26 protein-coding genes and 1 tRNA gene are annotated in these 23,609 nt (G+C 69.2%); 8 read left to right on the top strand and 19 right to left on the bottom strand.

Annotated elements, in window-relative coordinates:
• Nucleotides 1–142: 142 nt before the first annotated feature.
• From BLR02_RS21915 to BLR02_RS21905, 3 genes are all read right to left on the bottom strand, one after another.
• On the bottom strand, nt 143–1,123 hold the full coding sequence (locus BLR02_RS21915; RefSeq protein WP_176849732.1) for a Bug family tripartite tricarboxylate transporter substrate binding protein: 981 nt from the start codon (nt 1,121–1,123) through the stop codon (nt 143–145).
• 67 nt (nt 1,124–1,190) lie between these two features.
• Nucleotides 1,191–2,183: an isopenicillin N synthase family dioxygenase gene (locus BLR02_RS21910; RefSeq protein WP_090664639.1), complete on the bottom strand. Its 993-nt coding sequence runs from the start codon at nt 2,181–2,183 to the stop codon at nt 1,191–1,193.
• A 59-nt stretch (nt 2,184–2,242) separates the two neighbouring features.
• Nucleotides 2,243–2,605 (bottom strand): hypothetical protein, encoded by a 363-nt coding sequence (locus BLR02_RS21905; protein ID WP_090565848.1) that lies wholly within the window; start codon nt 2,603–2,605, stop codon nt 2,243–2,245.
• A gap of 55 nt (nt 2,606–2,660) precedes the next feature.
• Here BLR02_RS21905 and BLR02_RS21900 point away from each other — a divergent pair, with 55 nt between their 5' ends.
• The 4 genes from BLR02_RS21900 to BLR02_RS21885 all read left to right on the top strand — a co-directional run bounded on the left by BLR02_RS21900 (nt 2,661) and on the right by BLR02_RS21885 (nt 10,733).
• Nucleotides 2,661–3,611, top strand: a complete 951-nt coding sequence (locus BLR02_RS21900; RefSeq protein WP_090565846.1) for an ArsR/SmtB family transcription factor — start codon at nt 2,661–2,663, stop codon at nt 3,609–3,611.
• 10 nt (nt 3,612–3,621) lie between these two features.
• Nucleotides 3,622–7,128 (top strand): methionine synthase, encoded by a 3,507-nt coding sequence (gene metH / locus BLR02_RS21895; RefSeq protein ID WP_090664638.1) that lies wholly within the window; start codon nt 3,622–3,624, stop codon nt 7,126–7,128.
• A gap of 130 nt (nt 7,129–7,258) precedes the next feature.
• Nucleotides 7,259–9,436 carry a PAS domain S-box protein gene (locus BLR02_RS21890; protein WP_090664637.1) on the top strand — a complete coding sequence of 726 codons (2,178 nt, stop codon included), beginning with the start codon at nt 7,259–7,261 and terminating at the stop codon, nt 9,434–9,436.
• Between the two features lie 73 nt (nt 9,437–9,509).
• On the top strand, nt 9,510–10,733 hold the full coding sequence (locus BLR02_RS21885; protein ID WP_090565839.1) for an MFS transporter: 1,224 nt from the start codon (nt 9,510–9,512) through the stop codon (nt 10,731–10,733).
• Nucleotides 10,734–10,751: 18 nt separating this feature from the next.
• Here BLR02_RS21885 and obgE read toward each other — a convergent pair whose 3' ends face one another.
• The 7 genes from obgE to BLR02_RS21850 form a co-directional block, all read right to left on the bottom strand.
• Nucleotides 10,752–11,801, bottom strand: coding sequence for a GTPase ObgE (gene obgE / locus BLR02_RS21880; protein WP_090664636.1), 1,050 nt, complete (start codon nt 11,799–11,801; stop codon nt 10,752–10,754).
• 70 nt (nt 11,802–11,871) lie between these two features.
• Nucleotides 11,872–12,141 (bottom strand): 50S ribosomal protein L27, encoded by a 270-nt coding sequence (gene rpmA, locus BLR02_RS21875; RefSeq protein WP_043338950.1) that lies wholly within the window; start codon nt 12,139–12,141, stop codon nt 11,872–11,874.
• A 19-nt stretch (nt 12,142–12,160) separates the two neighbouring features.
• The gene (gene rplU / locus BLR02_RS21870; protein WP_090664635.1) at nt 12,161–12,478 is read right to left on the bottom strand and encodes a 50S ribosomal protein L21; all 318 of its coding nucleotides are present in this window, start codon (nt 12,476–12,478) and stop codon (nt 12,161–12,163) included.
• Nucleotides 12,479–12,644: 166 nt separating this feature from the next.
• Nucleotides 12,645–13,502 (bottom strand): DMT family transporter, encoded by an 858-nt coding sequence (locus BLR02_RS21865; protein ID WP_090664634.1) that lies wholly within the window; start codon nt 13,500–13,502, stop codon nt 12,645–12,647.
• 5 nt (nt 13,503–13,507) lie between these two features.
• Nucleotides 13,508–14,362 (bottom strand): bifunctional methylenetetrahydrofolate dehydrogenase/methenyltetrahydrofolate cyclohydrolase FolD, encoded by an 855-nt coding sequence (gene folD / locus BLR02_RS21860; protein WP_090664633.1) that lies wholly within the window; start codon nt 14,360–14,362, stop codon nt 13,508–13,510.
• On the bottom strand, nt 14,359–14,667 hold the full coding sequence (locus tag BLR02_RS21855; protein WP_090565829.1) for a DUF167 domain-containing protein: 309 nt from the start codon (nt 14,665–14,667) through the stop codon (nt 14,359–14,361). The genes folD and BLR02_RS21855 overlap by 4 nt, the downstream gene beginning before the upstream one ends.
• Nucleotides 14,664–14,975: a YggT family protein gene (locus BLR02_RS21850; protein WP_090565827.1), complete on the bottom strand. Its 312-nt coding sequence runs from the start codon at nt 14,973–14,975 to the stop codon at nt 14,664–14,666. Before BLR02_RS21850 ends, BLR02_RS21855 begins: the two co-directional genes overlap by 4 nt.
• Before the next feature lie 159 nt (nt 14,976–15,134).
• Between BLR02_RS21850 and BLR02_RS21845 the strand changes: the two genes are divergently transcribed.
• Together BLR02_RS21845 and BLR02_RS21840 are read left to right on the top strand one after the other, a co-directional pair.
• Nucleotides 15,135–15,210: transfer RNA gene (locus tag BLR02_RS21845), tRNA-Ala, on the top strand.
• 82 nt (nt 15,211–15,292) lie between these two features.
• The gene (locus BLR02_RS21840; RefSeq protein WP_090664632.1) at nt 15,293–16,288 is read left to right on the top strand and encodes a bifunctional GNAT family N-acetyltransferase/(deoxy)nucleoside triphosphate pyrophosphohydrolase; all 996 of its coding nucleotides are present in this window, start codon (nt 15,293–15,295) and stop codon (nt 16,286–16,288) included.
• Between the two features lie 132 nt (nt 16,289–16,420).
• Here the strand turns inward: BLR02_RS21840 and BLR02_RS21835 are convergent, their stop codons facing one another.
• The 5 genes from BLR02_RS21835 to BLR02_RS21815 form a co-directional block, all read right to left on the bottom strand.
• Nucleotides 16,421–17,590, bottom strand: a complete 1,170-nt coding sequence (locus tag BLR02_RS21835) for an OmpA family protein (RefSeq protein WP_090565823.1) — start codon at nt 17,588–17,590, stop codon at nt 16,421–16,423.
• Nucleotides 17,591–17,853: 263 nt separating this feature from the next.
• Complete coding sequence (locus tag BLR02_RS21830) at nt 17,854–18,900, bottom strand: OmpA family protein (RefSeq protein WP_090565821.1); 1,047 nt, start codon at nt 18,898–18,900, stop codon at nt 17,854–17,856.
• Between the two features lie 174 nt (nt 18,901–19,074).
• Nucleotides 19,075–20,196 carry a 5-(carboxyamino)imidazole ribonucleotide synthase gene (locus tag BLR02_RS21825; RefSeq protein ID WP_090664631.1) on the bottom strand — a complete coding sequence of 374 codons (1,122 nt, stop codon included), beginning with the start codon at nt 20,194–20,196 and terminating at the stop codon, nt 19,075–19,077.
• The gene (gene purE, locus BLR02_RS21820; protein ID WP_218127473.1) at nt 20,193–20,687 is read right to left on the bottom strand and encodes a 5-(carboxyamino)imidazole ribonucleotide mutase; all 495 of its coding nucleotides are present in this window, start codon (nt 20,685–20,687) and stop codon (nt 20,193–20,195) included. Before purE ends, BLR02_RS21825 begins: the two co-directional genes overlap by 4 nt.
• Nucleotides 20,688–20,699: 12 nt before the next feature.
• Nucleotides 20,700–20,900, bottom strand: a complete 201-nt coding sequence (locus BLR02_RS21815; protein ID WP_090565817.1) for a YdcH family protein — start codon at nt 20,898–20,900, stop codon at nt 20,700–20,702.
• A 37-nt stretch (nt 20,901–20,937) separates the two neighbouring features.
• Here BLR02_RS21815 and BLR02_RS31010 point away from each other — a divergent pair, with 37 nt between their 5' ends.
• Nucleotides 20,938–21,216 carry a YdcH family protein gene (locus BLR02_RS31010; protein ID WP_342670588.1) on the top strand — a complete coding sequence of 93 codons (279 nt, stop codon included), beginning with the start codon at nt 20,938–20,940 and terminating at the stop codon, nt 21,214–21,216.
• Between the two features lie 39 nt (nt 21,217–21,255).
• Here the strand turns inward: BLR02_RS31010 and BLR02_RS21805 are convergent, their stop codons facing one another.
• Nucleotides 21,256–21,831, bottom strand: coding sequence for a DUF1013 domain-containing protein (locus BLR02_RS21805; protein ID WP_090565814.1), 576 nt, complete (start codon nt 21,829–21,831; stop codon nt 21,256–21,258).
• Between the two features lie 131 nt (nt 21,832–21,962).
• Here BLR02_RS21805 and BLR02_RS21800 point away from each other — a divergent pair, with 131 nt between their 5' ends.
• Complete coding sequence (locus tag BLR02_RS21800) at nt 21,963–22,151, top strand: DUF1192 family protein (RefSeq protein WP_090565813.1); 189 nt, start codon at nt 21,963–21,965, stop codon at nt 22,149–22,151.
• 81 nt (nt 22,152–22,232) lie between these two features.
• Here BLR02_RS21800 and BLR02_RS21795 read toward each other — a convergent pair whose 3' ends face one another.
• The 3 genes from BLR02_RS21795 to BLR02_RS28820 form a co-directional block, all read right to left on the bottom strand.
• On the bottom strand, nt 22,233–22,712 hold the full coding sequence (locus BLR02_RS21795; RefSeq protein WP_090565812.1) for an Hsp20 family protein: 480 nt from the start codon (nt 22,710–22,712) through the stop codon (nt 22,233–22,235).
• Between the two features lie 200 nt (nt 22,713–22,912).
• A complete protein-coding gene (gene rpmE / locus BLR02_RS21790; protein ID WP_043339039.1) occupies nt 22,913–23,140 on the bottom strand; it encodes a 50S ribosomal protein L31 in 228 nt (75 codons plus the stop codon).
• Nucleotides 23,141–23,232: 92 nt separating this feature from the next.
• A complete protein-coding gene (locus BLR02_RS28820) occupies nt 23,233–23,595 on the bottom strand; it encodes a hypothetical protein (RefSeq protein ID WP_143018234.1) in 363 nt (120 codons plus the stop codon).
• Nucleotides 23,596–23,609: the final 14 nt, after the last annotated feature.

Here is a 23,609-nt window from a genome sequence, read left to right as displayed (position 1 = left end):
GGCCTGGGTTGATGCCGTAACACCGGGTGTCTATAATCAACTATAAGTTACTTACGTTTGGTGAATTTACTCGTCTTGGTTCGTCACGTCTCCATCATATCCGCCAGCCCGGCCATATTCGACAGACTTCGGGGGCGAAGCCTCAGGGCGAGAGGCGGATGCCGGTTCGCTCGACCACGGCACGGTACTTGGCCACCTCCCGCACCATGAAGGCTCGGGCCTCGGGCAGGCCATTGGCATCGCGGAAGGCGTCATGCCCTGCGGCCAGCAACCGGTCCCGCAAGGCATCCTCGGCCAGGGACGCGACCAGAGCCCGGTTGATGGCGGCGGCGGTGGCGGGAGGCATGCCGGGTGGGCCGATCACGATGAACCAGGTGTCGAAGTCGAAATCAGGCACGCCGCTCTCGGCCAGGGTCGGGATCTCCGGATAGGTCGGGAAGCGGCGCGGGCCGGTGACCGCGATGCCCCGCACCAGCCCCTCCTTCACCATGGCATTGGCCGAGGCGAGGGCGGCGATGCCGAATTGCGCCTCCCCCGTATGGATCGCCTGCAGCATCTGCGCCCCGCTGCGATAGGGGACATGGACGAAGCGGGTGCCGAGCTGCAACGCCAGCATCTCCGAGGCGAGGTGCAGCACGCCGCCGACGCCCGAGGTGGCGTAGGTCAGGCTGTCCGGGGGCGCCTTGCGCAGCGCCTCCACCACCTCCGCCCCGGTGCGGGCAGGGAAGGCGTTGTTCACGACGAGGATGAGCGGCGGGATGCCGATGATGCCCAAATGGGTGAAGTCCGCGACCGGGTCATAGCGGTTCCAGCCGATCAGGGCATTCGGCGCGATGGCGTGGGAGCCGGTCTCGGCCACCATGATGGTGAAGCCATCGGCCGGCTGGCGCCGCAGCCATTCGCCGGCGACGGCGCCCGAGGCGCCGGGGCGGTTCTCCACCACGATCCGGGTGCCGGCGCCAAGATGGGCGGCAAGGCGGTCGGCCAGCAGCCGCGCCGCAATGTCGGTGGAGCCGCCCGGCGAATACCCGGTCACCAGGGTGATCGGCCGGTCGGCGAAACCCTGCGCCCGGGCGAGGCCGGGCAGCAGGAGAGGGGTGGCGAGCAGGGCTCGACGATGCATGGCGTTGGCCTCCCTTGGGTTTTGTTGCAGGGAAGCAAAGCACCATGCCGCAGCCAACGGAAGCGGATCAGGCCCCCTGCAGGGCGACCCCGGCAGCCGGGCGGTCTCCATAATTGGCGCCTGAGTATTCGTTCATGAACTCCAGATAGGTGAAGGGAGGGTAGCGCGGCGGATTCTCCGGCGTGACGCAGGTGGGGACTGGGGCCATGACCGCCTCGTAGTCGCAATCCATGAAGAAGGGGATGGCGTAGCGCTCCTGGCCGGAGCGGTTGGTGACGCGGTGCGGCGTCGCCAGGAAGGTGTGATTGGTCCAGCGCCGCAGCATCATCCCGCCATTCACCAGGAAGGTGCCGTCGAGCGCCGGCGCGTCGATCCAGCGGCCATCCGGCAGGCGGATCGAGAGGCCGGGCACCTTGTTCTGCGCCAGGATCGTCATGAAGGAGGTGTCGGCATGCGGCGCGAGGCCCCATTCATCCTCCGGGGCCGTGGGCGCCTGGTGAGGGTAATGGGTCATCCGCAGGGTGAACATCGGTTCGCGGAACTTGTCCTCAAACCAGTCATGCGGCAGGCCGAGCGCGGCGGCATAGATCGGCACCAGGCGGCGGCCGAGCGTCTCCATGGCTCCGGCATAGGCAAGAGCCGTCTCCCGGAAGCCGGGCAGATCGGCCGGCCATTGGTTCGGTCCGCGGAAGCGGCGGCCGGAGAGGCGGTCGGGGTGATCCTCCGGCAATTCCCGCTTGAAGAAGACGGCCTCGTTGCCGTTGGGCTTCTTGATGCCGTCCACCGCATTCATGCGGGTGGTGTTCCCGCGCATCGGCAGGTAGCCGATATTGTCGCGGTTGAAGGGCATGGCCAGCTTCGCCTCGAGGGGCTGGGCATGGAACCGGGCCGCGGCGGCGAAGGCCTCCTCGATCAGCGCCGCCGGCACGCCATGATTGCGGATGAAGTAGAAGCCGACCTCGGTGAAGGCGCGATGAAGCTGCGGGCCCAGCCGCTCGAGAGCATCGGGCTCACCGGCGAGCAGCGGGGCGAGGTCGAGGATGGGGATGTCGTCGGCCATGGCGGGGCTCCTTGCGGCAAGCCCGAAGCCTAGGCCGGCTCCGGCGAGGCGGGAAGCGCTCAGCCCGGCCTGAAGCGCGCCGCCGTCACCGCATCCCCGGTCAGTGCCGCCTGCACCTGTGCCTGGCCGCTGGCACTGCCAGCCAGCGCCACCACCCGTTCGAACCAGGGAACCTGGCCTCTGACCCGGGCCTGGAACAGCCGGTCGAGTGCAATGGCGGCGGCCGGGCGGCCCGCGCAACAGGTACAGGCAGGCGCATGCGCTTCGGCGCTGTCGAAGGCTTCCAGGGCAAGGCCGGGGCAGGCCGGGGCAGGGGCTTCGGCCAGCAGCGCGGCTGGCGGACCTGCGGCGAGCGCCGCGGCAAGGCGTGCCTTGTCGTCGACCAGCAGCAGGGGAATGCGCGCATCCAGGGTCCAGGCCATGCGAGTCTCCGTCAGCCACTAGACATAAGGATATCTTTATGTGATATCCAGGTCCATGGATGAGCTTCTGGCCCAGCTCCGTGCCGCCGCCGAGCCGACCCGCTTGCGGCTGCTGGCGCTCTGCGCCCGCGGGGCCTTCTGCGTCTCCGATCTCTGCGCGGTGCTTGGCCAATCCCAGCCGCGGCTTTCCCGGCACCTGAAGCTGTTGGTCGAGGCCGGGTTGCTCGAGCGCCTGCCGGAAGGCGCCAATGCCTATTTCCAGGTGCCGGCCGCGGCCGGGCTGGTGCACCAGCTGCTCGCCCGGCTGCCGGAGGAGGATGCGCAGCTCGCCGCCGACCGGCGCCAGGCGGCGCGGCTGGCGGCCGAACGGGCCCGCATCGCCTCCGATGCCTTCCGCCGCCACGGCGCCGACTGGGACGAGATGCGCGCCCTCGGCCTGCCCGCGGAGGCGATCGAGACGGCACTGCTCGCTGCCCTGCCCGCACGGGTAGGCCGCGTCCTCGATATCGGCACCGGCACTGGTCGATTGCTCGAGTTGCTGGCGCCCCGTGCCGAGGTGGCGCTCGGCGTCGATGCCAGCCGGGACATGCTGGCCCTCGCCCGGGCACGGCTGGCCGAACGCGGCCTCGGCGCCCATTGCGCCGTGCGCCAGGCCGACATGTACCGTCTGCCTCTGCCCGATGCGGGCTTCGACGTGGCGACCCTGCAGATGGTCCTGCACTATGCCGAGGATCCGGCAGCGGCCCTCGCCGAGGCGGCGCGGGTGCTGCGGCCGGAGGGGCTGCTGCTGGTGCTCGACCTCGCCCCGCATGGCCGGGCCGAGCTGCTAGACCGCCATGCCCATCGCTGGCCGGGCTTCGACGATGCGGAGATCGCCGGTTGGCTTGGCCCGGCCGGTTGTGCGCCGCTGCCCCCCGTCACCATCTCCGGCCCTCTCGCCGTTCGCCTCTGGCCGGCCCGCCGCCTCGCCGTGCCCGTTGCCGCCCTGCCTGCCCTCTCCTTCTAGGACGTTCCCCATGGCCCGCCCCCATCTGCTGCAAGCGCTCCGTGACCGCGTGCTGCTCTGCGACGGCGGCATGGGCAGCCGCGTGCAGGCGCTGACCCTCGATATCGACAAGGATTACTGGGGCAAGGAGAACTGCACCGAGGTGCTGAACCTCTCCCGTCCCGACCTCGTCCGCGAGATCCATCGCGGCTATTACGAGGCAGGCGCCGACATGGTGCTGACCAACAGCTTCGGTGGCTCGCCGGTGACGCTCGGCGAGTTCGAGCTGACCGAGCGCGCCTTCGAGATCAACAAGCTGGCCGGCGAGCTGGCGCGCGAGGCCGCCGAGACCTTCGCCGATGGGCGGGACCGCTGGGTGATCGGTGATATCGGTCCAGGGACCAAGCTGCCCTCGCTCGGCCATATCGCCTATGACGCGCTGCAGGCGGCGCTGGAGGAGCAATGCCGCGGCCTGATCGCCGGCGGCGTCGATGCCTTGCTGACCGAGACCAACCAGGACACGCTCTTCATCAAGGCGGCGGTGAATGCGGCCAAGGCGGCGATCAAGGCCTCGGGCAAGGACATCCCGATCTTCGTGCAGGTGACGGTCGAGACCACCGGCACCTTGCTGGTCGGCCCCGACATCGCCGCGGCCGCGACCGTCGTGCAGGCGCTCGACGTCCCGCTGGTCGGGCTGAATTGCGCCACGGGGCCACAGGAGATGGCCGAACATGTCCGTTGGCTGTCACAGAACTGGCCCGGCCTCATCAGCGTGCAGCCCAATGCCGGCCTGCCGGAATTGGTCGATGGCAAGACCCACTATCCCCTCCAGCCGGAGGAGATGGCGAGCTGGATGGAGCGCTTCGTCCGCGAGGATGGCGTCAACCTGATCGGCGGCTGCTGCGGCACCTCGACCCCGCATATCGCCGCGCTCGACGCCATGCTGCGCCGGCACGGCGAGTGGCGCCCGGCGCCGGCTGCCCGCAGGTACCATTGGGTACCCTCCGTCGCCTCGCTCTATGGCGCGGTGTCGCTGCGGCAGGAAAACGCCTATTTCTCCATCGGCGAACGCTGCAACGCCAACGGCTCCAAAGCCTGGCGGGAGCGGCAGGCAGCGCATGACTGGGATGGCTGCGTTGCCATGGGCCGCGAGCAGGTGGGCGAGGGTTCGAACAGCCTCGATATCTGCACCGCCTTCGTCGGGCGCGACGAGATGGGGGAGATGAACGAGGTCGTCACCCGCTTCACCTCCAGCGTGAACGCGCCGCTCGTCATCGACAGCACCGAGACCCCGGTGATCGAGGCCGCGCTGAAGCTGCATGGCGGCAAGCCGATCATCAACTCGATCAATTTCGAGGATGGCGAGGGGGCGGCGCATGATCGCCTGGTGCTTGCCAAGAAATTCGGCGCCGCTGTCATCGCGCTGACCATCGACGAGGTCGGCATGGCCAAGACGGCGGAGGACAAGCTCCGCATTGCCCGCCGCCTGGTGGATTTCGCCTGCAACCAGCACGGCCTGCAGCAATCCGACCTGCTGATCGACCCGCTGACCTTCACCATCGCCACGGGCAATGAGGACGACCGCAAGCTTGGCCAGTGGACGCTGGAAGGCATCCGGATGATCCGGGATGAATTCCCCGACATCCAGATTATCCTCGGCCTGTCCAACATCTCCTTCGGCCTGAACCCAGCCGCGCGGCACGTGCTGAACAGCGTCTTCCTCGACCATGCGGTGAAGGCCGGCATGACCGGCGCCATCGTGCATGTCAGCAAGATCAAGCCGCTGCACCTGATCCCGCCGGAGGAGGTGGAGGTCGCCGAGGATTTGATCTTCGACCGCAGGCGGGAGGGATACGATCCGCTGCAGAAGCTGCTGGAGATCTTCTCCGGCCGGAAGGCCGCCGACAACGTCAAGAAGGTCCGCGCCGAGACGGTCGAGGGCCGCCTCAAGGACCGCATCGTCGATGGCGACCGCAAGGGGCTGGCCGAGGAGCTGCAGGACGCGCTCGACCAGGGCATCGCGCCGCTGGCCATCATCAACGACGTGCTGCTCGACGGCATGAAGGTGGTGGGCGAGCTGTTCGGCGCCGGCAAGATGCAGCTGCCCTTCGTGCTGCAGAGCGCCGAGACGATGAAATCCGCCGTCGCCTATCTCGAGCCCTTCATGGAGAAGGTCGAGGGGCAGGAGAAGGGCACCATCGTCCTCGCCACGGTGAAGGGCGATGTGCATGACATCGGCAAGAACCTGGTCGACATCATCCTGACCAACAACGGCTACCGCGTGGTCAATCTCGGCATCAAGGTGCCGCTGGCCGACATGGTCGCCGCCGTTCGCGAGCACAAGGCGCATGCCATCGGCATGTCGGGCCTGCTCGTCAAATCCACCGTGGTGATGCGCGAGAACCTCGAGGAGATGAGCCGCATCGGCCTCGACGTGCCGGTGCTGCTCGGCGGCGCCGCGCTGACCCGCAACTATGTCGAGGATGATTGCGTCCGCGCCTATGCCAATGGCGAGGCAACCGGCCGCGTCGCCTATGCGCGCGATGCCTTCGATGGCCTCCATCTCATGGACAAGGTGACGGGCAACGGCTTCGACGACTACCTTGCCGCCATCCAGTCGAAGCGCCGCGGCAAGCCCCGCAATGAGGCCCGTACCCTCGGCACCGCCGACCCGCGCGGCTTCGCCCCGGTCGATGTCGCCTATGCCGAGGGCCGCCGCCGCCGGCTGACGGCGGAGGAGCCGGTGCCCACGCCGCCCTTCTGGGGCGCGCGGGTGATCGAGGCGGCACCCAAGGCCATCATCCCCTTCATCAACGAGCGCAGCCTCTACCAATTCCAGTGGGGCTTCCGGAAGCAGGGCCGGAGCCTCGACGACTTCCTCGGCTGGGCGAAGCAGGAGCTGCGTCCGGTGCTGAAGCGCATGCTGGCCCTGACCGAGGCGGATGACATCCTCCGGCCCCAGGCCATCTACGGCTACTGGAAATGCGCCGGCGCCGGCAACGACCTCATCCTCTTCGAGGAGGATGGCGTGACGGAGGCCTGCCGCTTCACCCTGCCGCGCCAGCCGAAGCAGGATGGCGAATGCATCGCCGACTTCATCCGCGATATCGGCGATGGGCCGGAGCGGCGCGACGTCATCGGCCTGCAGGTCGTCACCGTAGGCCAGAAGGCGAGTGACGTGGCGCGGGTGTGGTTCGAGGAGAACCGCTACCAGGATTACCTCTACCTTCACGGCCTCAGCGTCGAGATGGCGGAGGCCATGGCGGAATACGTACACAAGCGCATCCGCGCCGAATGGGGCTTCGCCGGGGATGATGACCGCGACATGGACAAGATGCTGCAGCAGGGCTACCGCGGTGGCCGCTACTCCTTCGGTTATCCCGCCTGCCCCCGGCTGGAGGATCAGGTACCCCTGCTGAAGCTGCTCGGGGCGGAGCGGATCGGCGTCTCGATCTCGGATGAGTGGCAGCTGCACCCCGAGCAATCGACCAGTGCCATCGTGCTGCACCACCCGCGCGCGAAATACTTTTCGGTATAGTCGTCGGCCAGTTCCCTCGGCTGGCCGCGCTCCCAAGGCTTTGATCTGATGCGGCGGCATAGGCCTTAGCGGCACACCATCGCAGCGCCTAGAATGCGGATATGAAGGCCGGAAGCCTAAGGAGCGAGCCGTGCCCGAGGAAGGCCGAGGACCGGCACCTGATGTCGATGGGGTTCGTGCCTTCGCCGAGGCTGCACCGCATCCGATCATCCTGCTCACTGGCCCGACCCATCGCCTGATCTACGCCAACCCTGCCTTCGCCGCGGCCTGTGGGCAGGATCGGGCAGCGCTGGATTGCCGCCCGGCTGCCGAACTGTTCCCCGCCCTCGCCGAAGGCGGGCATCTGCGGCTGATCGACCTGGTGCGCACCACCGGGGAGCCTTGCCGCGCCGAGGCGCGGCGCCTGCCCTTCGGCGATGCGGACCGGCTCTGGGATGCGGAAGCATCGGCGGTTCGAGGGCGGGACGGCATCATCACCGGTGTCCTGGTGCAGCTTCGCGACGTGACGGCGCTGCGCCGTCGGCTGTGCAAGGCCGAGGCGGCGGCAGCCGTGCTGGATGCGGTGCTGGAGCACGCACCCATTGGCCTTGCCATCGCCGGCCCGGATGGCAGGCTGCTGCGGCACAGCCGGCACGGCCTGGGCTTCATCGGCAGGGAGGCGGCGGGGCTCCTGGCCGGCAACGCCTCACGCAGCGGCTGGGAGTTGTGTGACGCGGATGGGCGCCGCCCTGCCTCCCCGGCGGCGCTGCCGCTGGTCCGGGCGCTTGGCCAGGGCGAAGTGGTATCCCGCGAGCAATGGACGTTGCGCGCCTGGGATGGTGAGGCGCGCAGCCTGCAATGCAGCGCTGCCCCGGTCCGCGACCAGGCAGGCCGGGTCGCCGGCGGCATCCTGGCCTGGACCGACCCGCCCGAGACCGGCATCGGCCTCGATGCCCGCTACCGCGCGCTGGTCGAAGCCGGGGCGCTGGCGGTCTGGACCGCGGCGGCTGATGGTACGGTCATCAGCATGGGCGGCTGGGCCGCGCTGACCGGGCAGACACCGGCCCAATCTGCTGGTTGGGGCTGGCTGGAAGCCCTGCACCCGGAGGACCGCCCCATGGTGCGGCGCCGCTGGGCCCATTCCGTCGCCACTGGCGAGAATTTGGAAATGGAGTACCGGCTGCGCAGCCGGGACGGCGCCTGGCGCTGGACCGCGGCGCGGGCGACTCCGCTGCGTGATACCCATGGCGGCATCGTCGAATGGCTGGGGGCCAACACCGATATCGATGCCCGCAAGCGGACGGAATGGGCGTTGCGGGACAGCGAGGCGCGGTTCCGCACCCTCGCCGAGGCCATGCCGCATCTGGTCTGGCAGACAAATCCCAATGGCGAACCGGATTATGTCAATTCCCGCTGGCGCGAACTCACTGGCCTCGACCTGGCGCAGTTGCGTGGCGGCGGCTGGCTCGAGGTGGTGCATCCGGAGGATCGCCAGGTGCTGGCTGCGGCCTGGGCGCGGGCCCTGGCGGAGGGCGGCGATTACGACGTGGATGCCAGGCTGCGCGATCGCGACGGCCGTTTTCGTTGGCATCGGGTGAAGGCCGCACCGATCTGCAACGCCGTGGGCGCCGTGCGCCATTGGGTCGGCACCTGCACCGATATCGAGGAACGCCATAGTGCCGAGGCCCAGTTGCGCGAAGCCCTGGCGGCACGCGAGCGGCTGGCCCGGGAAGCGGATCACCGGATCAAGAACAGCCTCCAGCTCGTTGCCGCCCTGCTGCGGCTGCAGGCTGGCCGGGTGGCGGAGCCGGCGGCCCGCGAGGCCTTGGAGGCGGCAACCGCGCGCGTCCAGGCGGTGGCCGAGGCGCATCGCGCGCTGCAGCAGAGCCCGGATTTCCGGAACATCCGCCTCGCGGACATGCTGCGGGAACTGGCGGCCGGTGCAGCGGTGCAGCATCCGGCGGCCGATATCCGGACCACGGCGCCTGAGGAGCTGACTCTCGACGCGGAACGGGCCATCCCGCTGGCGCTGATCCTGTCGGAATTGGTCACGCAGGCGCTGCGCCAGCCGGGGCCGGTGCAGCTCTCGGCACGGCTGGAGGAGGGCGTGATCCTCGCCGAGATCGAGGGCGGAACCGCGTCCTCCTGCCCGGACAAGACCAGCCTCGGCCCGACGGTCATCCGCACCCTGGCGCGGCAGATCGCTGCCGAACTGACCAGCGAGACGCTGGCCGATGGCGTGCTGCGGGTGGTCCTGCGCCTCTCGCCCGACCAGGGCGAGGGCGGCACAACGCCAGCTCGTTCGGCCCGGCTTTCGGGTGGGGCCTGACGCGGCCGGTTTGCCACCTCGCCGGGAAGCCAGCATCCTGACGGCCAGACGCAGGACCCATTAAGGAAACGCCATGGCCCGTCACCGCCGGCCCCTCCCGCCTGGCGAGGCGGCCCAGGGCGCCCCGCCGCTCGGGCAACCGCCCATGCCTTGGGCTCTTTTGGCCGCCGCCTGCTTCGGCATGTTCGCCGCCTCCTCGAGCGGGACCACACGGGCGCCCTTCCTGCTCGAGATGGCGCGAGATCTTGGCACGAGCCTGTCCCTGGTCGGCAACCTCATGGCGATGACCTCGGTGTCCTGGGGCATCGCCTCGATGGTGGCCGGGGCCGGCTCGGACCGCTGGGGGCGGCGGCCCTTCCTGATCGGCGGACCGGTGGCGATGGCGCTCTGCCTGCTCGCCGTCGCCGAGGCGGGCAGCTTTCTCTGGGTGGCGCTTTGGGTAACGGTGGCGGGCGGCTGCGCCGGCGCCTTCACCGGCGTGCTGATGACCGAGGCCTCGGCCCGGGTGGTGGATCGGCAGCGTGGCCGGGCATTGGGTTGGGTGATGGCCGGGCAGTCGCTCACCCTGTTGCTCGGCGTGCCTCTGGCGGCCTGGATCGGCGCCTCGCTCGGCTGGCGCGGCGTGAACCAGGTTGTCGCCGGGGTAGCCGTGCTGGCCGGGCTCGCGCTCTGGGCGACGACACGGCGCCCGGCGGCCGTCGAGGCGGCCATGCGCCCACAGCCCGGCGGCCAGACCAAGTCGGCGTTGACCGGGCCGGTGCTGCGGCTGCTGACCATGGGGGTGGCGGAGCGGATCTGCTACGGCCTCATCGCCGTCTACTTCGCCACCTTCCTGCAGGCGAGCTATGGCCTCTCCCTCAGCGGATTGGTGGTGCCGCTGGCGGTTTTCGCGCTGGGCAGCATTCTCGGCATGGTGCTGGGCGGCCAGTTGGCGGACCGCTTGCCGAGCCGGCGTCTGACCTTCGCCGGGGCGATGTTCGGCTCGGCCGCGATGGCGCTCCTGCTGTTCGGCTGGCGCCCTGGGCTCGGCGTCTCCGTCGTGCTCGGCTTCTTCTATGTCTTCGTCAACGCGATCGCCCGGCCGAGCCTGATGGCCGCGCTGGCCGAGGTGCCGGATGAGGTGCGCGGCACCGTGCTTGGCCTCAACGTGACCTCGGCCAGCATCGGCTGGCTTGGCGCCGCGGCGCTCGGCAGCTGGATGATCGCCCAGCACGGCTTCGCCGGCTTCGGCCCGCTCGCGGCCGTCATCGGCACGCTGGGTGGGCTGCTGGCGCTGCCGGGCCGGCGGGCGCGGTAAGGCCCCCGTCCGCGCCAGCTACCCCTTGCCTGTAGCGGCCGCGGCTGGGGAGGGGCGTGCCTCCTTCTGTTCCGCACGCCGGGCGGCGATGACATCGGCCAGCGCCCGCAGCGCCTCGGGCACGCCTTCCCGCGTCGCGCCGGAGAGCAGCAGCACCGGACGGCCAACGGCACGCTCCAGCGCCTTCAGCCGGCTGGTGCGGGCCTGGGGGGTCATGGCGTCCAGCTTGTTGAGCGCCACCAGCTCCGGCTTCTCGGCGAGGCCGTTGCCGTAGCCTTCCAGCTCCTCCCGCACGGTGCGCCAGGCACCAACCGGGTCGGGCTGGCTGCCATCCACCAGATGCAGCAGCACGGCGCAGCGCTCGACATGGCCGAGGAAGCGGTCGCCGAGCCCCGCCCCCTCATGCGCGCCCTCGATCAGGCCGGGGATGTCGGCGAGGACGAATTCCTCGGAGGCGTTGAGCCGCACCACGCCGAGTTGCGGATGCAGCGTGGTGAAGGGGTAGTCGGCGATCTTCGGGCGGGCCGCGCTGACGGCGGCGAGGAAGGTGGACTTCCCCGCATTCGGCAGGCCGACCAGCCCGGCATCAGCGATCAGCTTGAGTCGCAGCCAGAGCCACTTCTCTTCGCCCGGCCAGCCCTTGTCGGCCCGGCGCGGGGCGCGGTTGGTGCTTGTCTTGTAATGCGCGTTGCCATGGCCGCCATCGCCGCCCCGGGCGATGACGACGCGGGTGCCGGGCGCATCGAGGTCGGCGAGCAGCGTCTCCTTGTCCTCGGCGAAGACCTGGGTGCCCAGGGGAACCTTGAGGACGACATCCTCGCTACCCGCGCCCGATCGGTCCTGGCCGGCGCCGTTGCCGCCCTTGCGCGCCTTGAAATGCTGGGCGTAGCGGTAGTCGATCAGCGTATTGAGGCCATCGACCGCCTCGATCACCACATTGCCGCCGCGGCCGCCATTGCCGCCGTCGGGACCGCCGAATTCGATATACTTCTCGCGCCGGAAGGCGATGACGCCATCGCCCCCGTCACCGGCCTTCACCCAGACCTTGGCTTCATCGAGGAATTTCATGGGGGCTTGGACCCTGGAAAAGAAAAAGGGGGCCTCGCGGCCCCCTTCGCGTCACCGCTGCGGGTGAGGCTTATTCGGCAGCCTGGGCCACCGGCAGCACGGAGACATGCACGCGGCCCTCGGCCTTGCGCTCGAACTTCACCGTACCATCGACCATCGCATGCAGCGAATGGGTGCGGCCGACGCCGACATTGCGGCCCGGCAGCATCTTCGTGCCGCGCTGGGTGACGATGATGTTGCCCGCGCGCACGACCTGACCGCCGAACAGCTTCACGCCGAGGCGCTTGCCGGCGCTGTCGCGCCCGTTGCGGGAGGAGCCGCCTGCCTTCTTATGTGCCATGGAGAGATCTCCTTCTCGTTCAGGCCGCGGCGATGTCGGCGATACGCAGGACCGTCAGGTCCTGGCGATGGCCCCGCTTGCGGCGGCTGTTCTGCCGGCGGCGCTTCTTCAGGATCAGCACCTTCTCACCGCGGGCCTGCTTCACCACCGTGGCGGTGACGCTGGCGCCCGGGACAGTCGGCGCCCCGAGGGTGAGGCCGGCTTCGCCACCCAGGGCCAGAACGTCATGAAAGGTGACGGTGGCGCCGGGCTCGGCCTCAAGCTTCTCGACGGTGAGCAGGGCGTTCGGCGTCACCCGGTACTGCTTTCCGCCGGTGCGGATCACTGCGAAGGTCATCGTGCGGCCTCAACTGGTCGCGCCAGGATCAAAGGCCGGGGTCGGCGCTGCCCCGGGCAAGGGTTCGGTATGGGATCGGCCAAAAAGGGCCGCCGGCGAGGCCAGGGGCGACACCGGGAGGCGAGGCCTATAGACGGGAGTCATGGTGCCCGTCAACCGCCGAGGCTCAGCTGGTGCGGGCCCGGAACAGCAGGGCGAGGCCGGCCAGCGTCACCAGGCCGCCGGCCACATCCGTCCAGCCCAGCACCTCGCCGAGCAGCCCCCAGCCCAGCAGGGCAGCGACGGGCGGGGCCAGCAGCTGCAGCGCCGAGGCGGTCGCCGGCGGCAGGCGCTTCAACATGGTGAAGTAGAGCGCATAGCCGCCGATGCCGACCACCACCACGCCATAGGCGAGGGAGGCGATCGCCACCGCACTGGGAGGGCCGGGCAGGCGGGTCTCGATCAGGCCGGCGAGGCCGATAAGCACCAGGGCAGCGACCGCTGCCTGGACCGCATTGGCTGTCCAGGCATCGACCCGTCCCCGCGCCGGGGCGAAGACCAGAATGCCCGTTGCCTGGGACAGCGCGCCGCCCAGGGCCAGCAGCACCCCATGCAGCTCGAACCCCGTCGCCCCGCGCCCGGCGCCGAGCACCGCAACGCCAAGCCAGCCAAGGCCAAGCCCCGCCCAGGCCATTGCCGGCACCCGGCGGCCGAGGAAGGCCACCTCGCCCATTGCGACGAAAAGCGGCGCGGTGGCGGAGAGCAGCGCCACCAGCCCCGAGGGCAGGGTCAGCGAGGCAAGCCAGGCGCCGGCCAGGTAGCCAGCCGAGCCGAACACTCCCATCGCCGCCAGCCGCCACCCGTCCGGGCGCCCCGGCCAGCGCAGCCCGCGCCAGGCCAGCACCCCGCCGAGGAGCAGCGCCACCAGGCAGAAGCGCACGGCCAGCGCCCAGAGCGGCGGCCATTCCGGCACCAGCCCCTTGATGGCGGTGAAGGCCGAGGCCCAGATCGTGACGAAGAGCAGGCCGAGGCCGAAACCCGCCAAGGGAGTTACTCCGCGGGCAGGCTCCGCCGCGCGAGCGCTGCCTCCAAGGTGTTCTCAAGTAGGCAGGCGATGGTCATCGGCCCGACGCCGCCCGGCACAGGGGTGATGGCCGCGGCCCGCGGCAGTGCCTCGGCGAAGGCGACATCGCCGATCAGCTTGCCGTCGGCGCCGCGGTTGATGCCGACATCGATGACGATGGCGCCCTCGGCGATCCAGTCGCCACGCACCAGCGCCGGCTGGCCGACGGCGGCCACCAAGATCTCCGCCCGCCGGCATTCAGCGGGAAGGTCGCGGGTGCGGGAGTGCACGACTGTGACGGTGCAATCGGCCGCCAGCAGCAATTGCAGCATCGGCCGGCCGACGATCTGGCTGCGGCCGAGCACCACGGCACGGGCGCCGGGCAACGTCGCCCCCGCCTCGCGCAGCAGATGCATCACCCCCTTCGGCGTGCAGGGGATGAGGCCGGGCTGACGGCTGGCGAGGCGCCCGGCATTGATCGGGTGGAAGCCGTCGACATCCTTTGCGGGATCCACGGCGGCGATGACCGCATCGGCGCGGATCTGCGACGGCAGGGGGAGCTGCACCAGGATACCATCCACCGCCGGGTCGGCATTCAGCCGGGCGATCAGCGCAAGCAGGGTCGCCTCGCTGGTCTCCGCCGGCAGGTGGATGGTCGCACTGTCGAAGCCGGCGGCCATGGCGGCGCGGTCCTTGTTGCGGACATAGACGCCGCTCGCCGGATCATCGCCGATGCGGACGACGCGGAGGCCCGGGCGGAAGGGCAGGGCGGCGATCCGTTCGGCGAGGCCGGCGCGCAGCCGTTCCGCCACGGCCTTGCCGTCGATGATGGTTGCGGTCATGCCAGTTCCTTCAGCTTCGTGGCCAGCACCGCCGGGTCGCCGGCCACCTGCAGCAGCTTCTCGCGCGCCGTCATGCCCTGCAGCACGGTGACGGAGGAGGCGGGCAGGCCAAGCGCCTCGGCGAGCACGGCGCAGACGGCACGGTTCGCCCGCCCATCCTCGGCCGCCTCAGTGACGGCAAGACGGAGGCGAGGTCCATCCACGCCCGGCGCCAGGCCGCCGATAGCTCGGCGCCGTGCCCGGGGCTGCACCTTCACCCGAAGGGTGAGGCCGTCCTGGCCCGGCCGCCACCAGCCATCACTCAAAAATACATCCCGTTGACCAGCAGCGAACGGCGGATGGCGCCGAGCAGCATCTGGCAGGCAGTGATCAGCAGCAGCACCACCAGCGGCGAGAGATCGACCGGACCGAAATTCGGCAGCACGCGGCGCACACGGCCGAAAAGTGGCTCCGTCACCCGGTAGAGAAAATCCGCGATGGTCCAGACGATGCGGTTGCGGGTGTCGAGTACGCCGAAATTGACCAGCAGCTGGACCACCACGGCGAGCATCACCGCCCACCAGAGCAGGTCCAGCACAGCGCCGGCCAGGAAGAACACCACATCCAGGAACATGCCGATGACCTTGATTGAGAATGGGGCTTTGGGACGGAGCCGTGGGAACGCGGGCGCAACCTAAAGACGGGCCAGCCGCCGGACAAGCGGGCTTGACTTCGCGTTCTAGCGGGGGCATCTAGCGCGCCCTGCGGGACCCCAAGCCCGCTGGTCTGGTACGGGGCTGTAGCTCAGTTGGGAGAGCGCGTCGTTCGCAATGACGAGGTCAGCGGTTCGATCCCGCTCAGCTCCACCAGCCGCCTCTCCGCGGTGATCCTGGCCTGACCCATCCCGGCCGAAGCGTCCTGTCGCAACCGTCACCGGGGTCCCCTGCCATCGTGACATCGCCGCCCGATTTTCCGCCGCTGCGTACGGAGCGCCTGATCCTTCGCGTGCTCAGGGCCGAGGATGCCACGGCGCTGCATCGCCTGGTGAATGACTGGGAGGTGGCGAAGAACCTCGCTCGCGTCCGATATCCCTATGAGCTCGCGCGCGCCGAGGAGTGGGTCCGCTCCACCTGGGCACAGATCGCGGCCGGGGACGCCTGGCACCTGGCAATCGTCGGCGAGGAGGACGGATCCGAGGGGCCGGTTGAACGGCTGGTCGGCTGCGTGGCGCTGACCCTCGATTCGGATCGCAAACAGGCCGAGCTCGGCTACTGGGTCGGGCGGAAATTCTGGGGCCATGGCGTGGCGACGGAAGCGGCTGCGGCCCTCTGCCGCTGGGCGCTGGAGACACTCGGCCTCACCGGCATCCATGCCAGCGCGCTGAAGGACAATGCGCGCTCGGCGGCGGTGTTGCAGCGTGTTGGTCTGCAGCCGGCCGGAGAGGCGATGCAGACCTTTATCTCCCGTGGCGGACCGATGCCGGTGCGCCTGTTCCGTGCCGGGCGGGAGGCCCTGCTGGCGCCCCCGCCGGAAACCCCGCGGGTGGAGAAGCCCATCCTGCTCGTCGCCGCCGTGGCGCTGGTCGATGCGGATGGTCGGGTGCTGCTGGCCCGCCGGCCGGAAGGCAAGCCGCTGGCGGGGTTATGGGAGTTCCCCGGCGGCAAGGTGAAGCCGGGCGAGAGTCCGGAGGCGGCGCTGATCCGCGAGCTCAAGGAGGAGCTCGACATCGATGTCAGCGAGAGCTGCCTCGCGCCCTTCACCTTCGCCTCTCATGGCTACGAGGCTTTCCACCTCATGATGCCGCTCTATCTCTGCCGCAAATGGGGCGGGACCATACGGCCGGTGGAGGGGCAAGCACTGGCCTGGGTCCGGCCGCAGCAGATGGGCGGCTATGCCATGCCGCCGGCGGACAAGCCGCTGGTGGCGATGCTGCTGGATTTCTTGTAGCCACCAATCACTGCCGCGGTGTCCGGGTGACGCTTCAAGGACCAGGGCGCCAGCATCTCCGCTGACATAGAGCTGATATAGAAAAGGGGCGCCCGAGGGCGCCCCTTCCTGTTCCTGCCTGGACGGTGCTGCTTAGCGCAGCACGATCTCGACGCGGCGGTTCTGCGGCTCGCGCACGCCATCCGCGGTCGGGACCAGCGGGCGGCTCTCGCCGAAAGCCGTCACGCTGATCTCGTTGCGGCTGATGCCCTGGGCCACCAGCTCGGCGGCAACGGCCTGGGCACGCCGCTCGGAGAGGCGCTGGTTGTACTGCGGCGTGCCGGAGCGGTCGGCATGGCCGGCCACTTCGATGCGCGTCGCCTGCACGCGGCGGGAGTTCTGCGCCGCCTCGCTGATGATCTCGCGGGCGCGGGTGGTGAGGTCCGCCCGATCCCAGTCGAAGAACACGAGGTAGGTGCGGGCCGGGGCCGGGGCCGGGGCGGCCGTCGGCGGAGCGGCGACGACCGGCGGCGGGGCCGGCGGCGGCTGGAACAGCGCGTAGCGAACGCCAAGCAGGACCGAGTGGTTGTAGTTGTCCGACTCGACCTTGCCCGCGGAGACGACCTGGCCCTGCGGGGTGCTGATGGTGGTGAACTGCTCCGGCTGGAGGGTGCCGAAGAAGCGGTATTCCGCCGTCAGCGTCAGGCCGGTAACGCCAAGCCAGGTGAGCGGGGTCGCCACGCCGACGATGCCCTGATAGGCGAACTGGCCATTGTCGTCGTTCGAGTGGATGACCAGGCCATTGGCGCTCTGGCCACGGATGTTGCCCCAATCGGTCCAGGCATAACCCGCGCCGACGCCGACATAGGGCTGGAAGATGCTCTGGCCGAGGCCGAAATTGGCGAAGTCAAAGTCGTAGAAGACGTTCGCCATCACGCCGTAGGTGCGCTGGAAGCCACCGGTACGGCCGACAGGCGCCAGACCGAAGCCACGGATGCTGTCGACCTGGTTCTCGCGGAAGTTGCCCTCGATTTCGGCCCGGAACCCGTTGCCGAAGCCCCAGCCGATGCTGGCGACGCCGGTCCAGCCCAGATCGAAGTTGAGCTTGCCGACATTGTTGATGCGGGTGTTCTCCGGCAAGCCGAAATTGCCCGCCTGGACATCGCCGCTGAGATCAACCTTCGCCGGGTTGTTGACCCAGTTCGCACCGGCACCGACGCCGATGTAGAGGCCGGTCACCGGCTGAGCGCTGGCGGTGCTGATCGATGCCAGCAAGGGAGCCGACACCAGGGCGGTGGCCAGCAGGGCCCTTTTGAGACTCATTCCTATTGCTCCAAGCAAGAGACACATCCCGTCGGGGACCGGCCATCCGGTTCGGACGCGGGCTGCGTTCCCTGACATGAAGAATAAATTTGGGGCGCAGTTCAGTGCCGAAAACGCGACCTGCAGCACTGTGGCAGCCAAGCCACAGTTCAGTTACGTGGCGAGACTGAAGGCGGGGTTTTGTCGCAGGACAGGCATCCAGGCACAAAAAAAGGGGCGCCCGGAGGCGCCCCTTCCTTGTCTCCGAGAGGAGAAGGTGCCGCTTAGCGCAGCACGATCTCGACGCGGCGGTTCTGCGGCTCGCGCACGCCATCGGCGGTCGGAACCAGCGGGCGGCTCTCGCCGAAGGCGGTGACCGCGATCTCGTTCCGGCTCACGCCCTGGCGAACCAGCTCGGCCGCAACCGCATCGGCGCGGCGCTGCGACAGGCGCTGGTTGTACTGCGGGGTGCCCGAGCGGTCGGCATGGCCGGCCACTTCGATGCGGGTCGAGGAGACGCGGCGGGCGGCGCCGGCGGCCTCGGAGATGATCTGCCGGGCGCGGTCGGTCAGGTCCGCACGATCCCAGTCGAAGAACACCAGGTAGGTACGGGCCACCTCGGGCGCCGTCGTCACCGGCGGCACCGGGGCCGGCGGCGGCGGGGCAACCGGCGTGTTGAAGGCATAGCGAATGCCGATCAGCGCGCTGTGGTTGTAGTTGGTCGGCTTGTAGGTGCCGCCCGGAGCGCCCACGACGCTGGTGCGGTCGATGTTCAGCTTCGGCTCAAGCGTACCGAAGAAGCGGTACTCGGCGGTCAGCGCCAGGCCGGGAACCGGCAGCGCGAAGGCCATGCCGGCAATGCCCTGATAGGCGAGGTTGCCATCGACGTCCTCGATCCGGTAGCGGCTGCCGCCGGGGCCGGCGATGTTCGCCTTGTCCACATCCACCCAGCCATAGCCGACGCCGACGCCGAGATACGGGATGACCGGCAGGCCGAGGTTGAAGTCATAGAGGACATTCGCCATCGCGGCATAGTTGCGGAAGTAGCCGCTGTTACCGGTGCGGCCACCGCCGTTCAGGCTGCGGATGTCGTTGCTGCGGAAGCTGCCCTCGATCTCCGCGCGGAGACCGTTGCCGAAGCCCCAGCCGATGGATGCCAGGCCAACGGCGCCGATGTCGTCGAACTTCGTCTTGACGCCGTTGTTGTTCGAATCCTGGTGGATGTTCAGACCACCGCCGGCCCCGATATAGAGGCCGGAGACCGGCTGCGCCTGCGCGGCGACCGGCAACGCCAGCACCGTCGCGGCCAGAAGGGCCTTCCTGAGGGTCATCGAAATCTCTCCTCGATCAAAAAACGCCTGTGTCGCCACGCCCTACCGCGAAGTTGAGGCGGCGACAGCGCTGCGTCCAGGGAACCTAGCACCGCAAGCGCATACCTGCATCGGGTTCCCAACCAATTCCGCATCGATGTGGCAGACGTGCCACAGCGTGGGATGGCAAATACGTCACAGCCCGCGCAGGGCCGCTTCATCCTCGAGGGTAGAGAGGCTGCCAAGGGCCAACAACCGATTGGCATGGCCGAGTTTTCGGCCGGAGCGAGCCTCCGACTTGCCGTACCAGTGGGGCACGACATCGGTGGTGCGCAGCAGGGCCGGCCAGCGTGCCAGCCCATCCGGCCCGACCAGATTCTTCATGACGACATCGTGATGCCGGGCCGGTGAGGCGAGCGGCAACCCGGCTACGGCACGAACATGCTGCTCGAACTGGCTGGCAGCGCACCCGTCCATGGTCCAATGGCCGGAATTATGAGGCCGCGGGGCAATCTCGTTCCCCAGCAGCTGGCCATCTGGTAGCAGGAACATCTCGAGCGCCAGCACGCCGACCAAGCCGAGCGCCTCCGCCACCCGCTGCGCATGGCCCCGCGCAGCCTCCGCGACCGGTGCCGGCAGCCGGGCCGGAGCGAAGCTCAGATCGAGGATGTGGTCGCGGTGCCGATTCTCGACCGCGTCATAAACTGCTGCAGCGCCATCCTCGCCGCGGGCGGCAATGGCGGAGACCTCGGCCACGAAGGGGACGAAGGCTTCGAGGATCAGCGGCTTCGGTGCCAGCCGGGCAAAGGCGGCGGCTGCCTCCCCGGGATGGCGGATCACGGCCTGGCCGCGCCCGTCATAACCGAGCCGTGTTGTCTTCAGCACCGCAGGCAGGCCGATCACGGCGATCGCCGCCTCGAGCCCGGCGAGATCCTCGACCGCCCGCCAGGGTGCCACCGGTACTCCGGCGCGCTGGAGGAAATCCTTTTCGGCCAGCCGGTCCTGGCAGACCCGCAGCACCTCGACGCCAGGGCGGCAAGGGGCAAGAGGGGCGAGCGTCGCCAGCGTCTCGGCGGGGATATTCTCGAATTCGAAGGTGACGACATCGACCGCGGCCGCAAAGCGGGTGAGGGCCGCGTCATCCTCGTACGGTGCGACGGTCGCAGCGGCGGCCACCTGCATCCCGGGGCTTTCCGCCTCGGGGGCATAGACATGGCAACGATAACCGAGCCGCGCCGCCGCCATGGCCGACATCCGGCCGAGCTGGCCGCCACCCAGGATGCCGATGGTGCCGCCGGGCGGAAGCGAGCGGCTCACGCCGGCTCCTCCGGCACGCCGGCCGTCTGCGAGGCGCGCCAGGCATCGAGCCGGCCGGCGAGATCCGGGTCGGCCAGCGCCAGTATGGAGGCCGCCAGCAGCCCGGCATTGATCGCGCCGGCCTTGCCGATCGCCAGCGTGCCGACCGGAACGCCGCCAGGCATCTGGACGATCGACAGCAGGCTATCCATGCCCTTCAGCGCATGGCTCTCGACGGGAACGCCGAGCACCGGCAGCGGTGTCATAGCCGCCGCCATGCCCGGCAGATGCGCGGCCCCGCCGGCGCCGGCGATGATGACCTTCAGCCCGCGCCCGCGTGCCTCGGCCGCATAGCCATGCAGCCGCTCCGGCGTGCGGTGGGCGGAGACGACGCGGGTCTCGTGTGGGATGCCGAGCTTCTCCAGCACCTCCGCCGCATGCCGCATGGTCTCCCAGTCGGAACGGCTGCCCATGATGACGCCGACCAGCGGCGTGGAGGGGTCCATGGCCATGCGGGGCGCCCTTCAGGCGATGATGTCGGGGAGGAGCCGGCTTTCCAGCCAGGTGATCTCGTCCTTCAGCTTCAGCTTGCGCTTTTTCAGCCGCTGCACCTGGAGCTGGTCAGCCAGGCTGTCCGACAGCCGGGCAATGACCGTGTCCAGGTCGCGGTGCTCGCTCCGCATCTCATGCAGGCGTCGCAGCAGGCTGTCTCGGTCATCGAGCATCGGTGTGCAGGCTCGTGGCTGGACGGTGAAGGAAAGGATGCATTCGAAGCGCGGACGCCATTACCATGCCCCGGCGCGGGCGCAACAGCGGGCGAACCGCCGCTTTTCGCCTGGCGCATTCCTGGACGGAAAAGGAGATGTCCGCATGATGACTTCGCCACGGCTCCGGTCCCTTGAAGACAAGCATGCCATCCTCGAGCGGGAGATCGGCGCGCAGGGCGCCCGTCCCCGGCCGGATGAGCTGGAGCTGGCGCGACTCAAGCGGGAGAAGCTGCGGCTGCGGGAAGAGATCGAAAAACTGAGACGGGCGAACTGAGCGGCGGCGGCGCGGCCCATAGCGGCCGCGCCGCGATCCTCACGCCGCAGAGTCTTCGGCCGCATCCGGCAGCGGCGCCGGCGGCACGCTGCCCGGGCGCTCCCCCGCGGCGATCAGCGCGGCGTTGAGGTCGGACTGGCTGCAAAGCCCGAGGATGACAGGATCCCGCGGCTTGATGTTGGCGCTGTTCCAATGCGTCCGGTCGCGCACCTTGGCGATGGTGTCCTTGGTGGTGCCGAGGAGCTTGCCGATCGTCACATCCGAAAGCTGCGGATGGTTGCGGATCAGCCAGGCGATACCATCGGGACGATCGTTGCGCTTGGATACGGGCGTATAGCGGGCGCCCTTGCCGCGGGCCTTCGGCGCCGGGAGGCTCGAGGACTGGATCTGCAGGCGCAACGCCGGATCGGCCTCGCAGCGCGCGATCTCCTCCCGGGTAAGCTGGCCGTTCAGCACCGGATCGTAACCGATGATGCCCTGGGCGACCTCGCCATCGGCGATGGCCTGGACTTCCAGCGGATGCATGCCCACGAAATCGGCGACCTGTTCGAAGGTCAGGGAAGTCTTGTCGATCAGCCACACGGCGGTGGCCTTCGGCATCAACGGCTGGGTCATGGAGCGAACCTATCAGAGCAGTGCCATTGGGGCTGGGACCGGAAACGGCTGGCACCCCCACCGCGGCTTGGCGTGGCATATAGAGGCCACATTGGGCGGGGTCAAAGCCCGCCGAACGGGAGAGTGACCGCATGATCGAAGAGGAAAGCCCGCATTCGCGGAGGAATTCCTTCACCCCGGCTGTGCTCGATATGTGGGGCGTGGCGGAATTGCAACGCTACATCGCGGCCCTGCAGGCTGAGATCGCCCGGGCCGAGGCGGCCATCACCGCGCGCGAGAAGCATCGCAACGCCGCGGACAGCTTCTTCCGCCGGCCCTGACCTGATCCGGCCATGAAAAAGCCGGCGGGGTTGCCCCCGCCGGCCGGTCGGTACGGCTGCCGTGATCAGGCCGCCGAAGCGTCAGGCGGCCTGGGCCTGCGGCGCCTGGTCCTGCTCAACCGCGGCAGGGATTGCCGGGCGGCCAGCCTGCACCGGAATCCGGCGGGGCTTCAGCGCCTCGGGCACCACCCGCTTCAGGGCGAGTTGCAGCAAGCCATGCTCCAGGTTCGCGCCATCGACCACAATATGGTCGGCCAGGGCGAACCGGCGCTCGAAGGCGCGGCCCGCGATGCCACGATGCAGGTAGCTGCGGCCTTCCTCCGTCTGCGGCGCACGGCCAGAGACGGTCAGCACGTTGTCCCGCGCCACAATCTCGAGGTCGTTCGGCCCGAAGCCGGCGACGGCCATGGTCAGGACGTAGCTGTCCTCACCGACACGCTCGATGTTGTAGGGGGGATAACCCTGCGGATCCTGCGAGGCACGCGCGGTCTCGAGCGTGCGGGCCAGCCGGTCGAAGCCGATGGCGGTGCGGAGCAGCGGGGCGAAATCAAGGGTATTCATACGCGGAACCTCCTTGGAGGAAGCAAGGTCCTGGTTGTGCCGGCGGCTGCCGCCTCATGGCCCCGTTCGGGCGCCCTGATGGCTGTCAACCGCGCCAGAAACCCCATTCGGGCGCCTCTGACAGAGGTGAAATTAGAAAACGCCGCCCCCCGTTCAAGAGGGGGCGGCGTTCCTGGAAGCCTCGCCTCGATGAGGGCGGCTTACTTCTTGCGGGCGCCGATGCCGGCGAACTTCTTGTTGAACTTCGCCACCTGGCCACCCGTGTCCATCACACGCTGAACGCCGGTCCAGGCCGGATGCGACTTCGGGTCGATATCGAGGCGGATGGTGTCGCCTTCCTTCCCGTAGCAGGACCGCGTCGTGTAGGTGGTCCCATCGGTCATGACGATGGTGATGTCGTGATAGTCGGGATGAATATCGGGCTTCATGGCGCGCTCGCGGAATTGGGCGCAGCCGATACCGACCGGCCGCGGGAAACGGGGCGTATAGGGGAAGGTGCCCGGCGACGCAACCTGCGTGGCTAGCGCCGGCCCCGCCGGCCGCCGAAGTGACCACCCATGGGGCCGCGCCCGCCATGCCAGCCGCCACGGCCGATCAACCCCGGCCTGCCCCGGTGGAAGCCGCGATGGCCACCCCACCAGGGGCCGCGCCGCGCCCCGAGGCCGACCGAGGCCCCGCCCCAGTGCCAGGGGGCTGGATCGTAATAGCTATAGTAAGAAGGAGGCGGCGAAACCCAGGGTATCTCCTCCGGCCCCCAGGGCGGACCATGCTCCCACTCATGCGCCGCCAGCATCTCCGGGTTTGGCAACGCGGTGGTGCTCCGCCCGGCACAGCCCGCCAAGCCCATGAGCAGCAGCGCCAGCGCGGCGTATTTCAAGGGCATGCCCCACCATATGG

It is taken from the genome of Belnapia rosea, assembly GCF_900101615.1.
Taxonomy (GTDB): domain Bacteria; phylum Pseudomonadota; class Alphaproteobacteria; order Acetobacterales; family Acetobacteraceae; genus Belnapia; species Belnapia rosea.
This window is presented reverse-complemented; position numbering and strand designations above follow the sequence as displayed.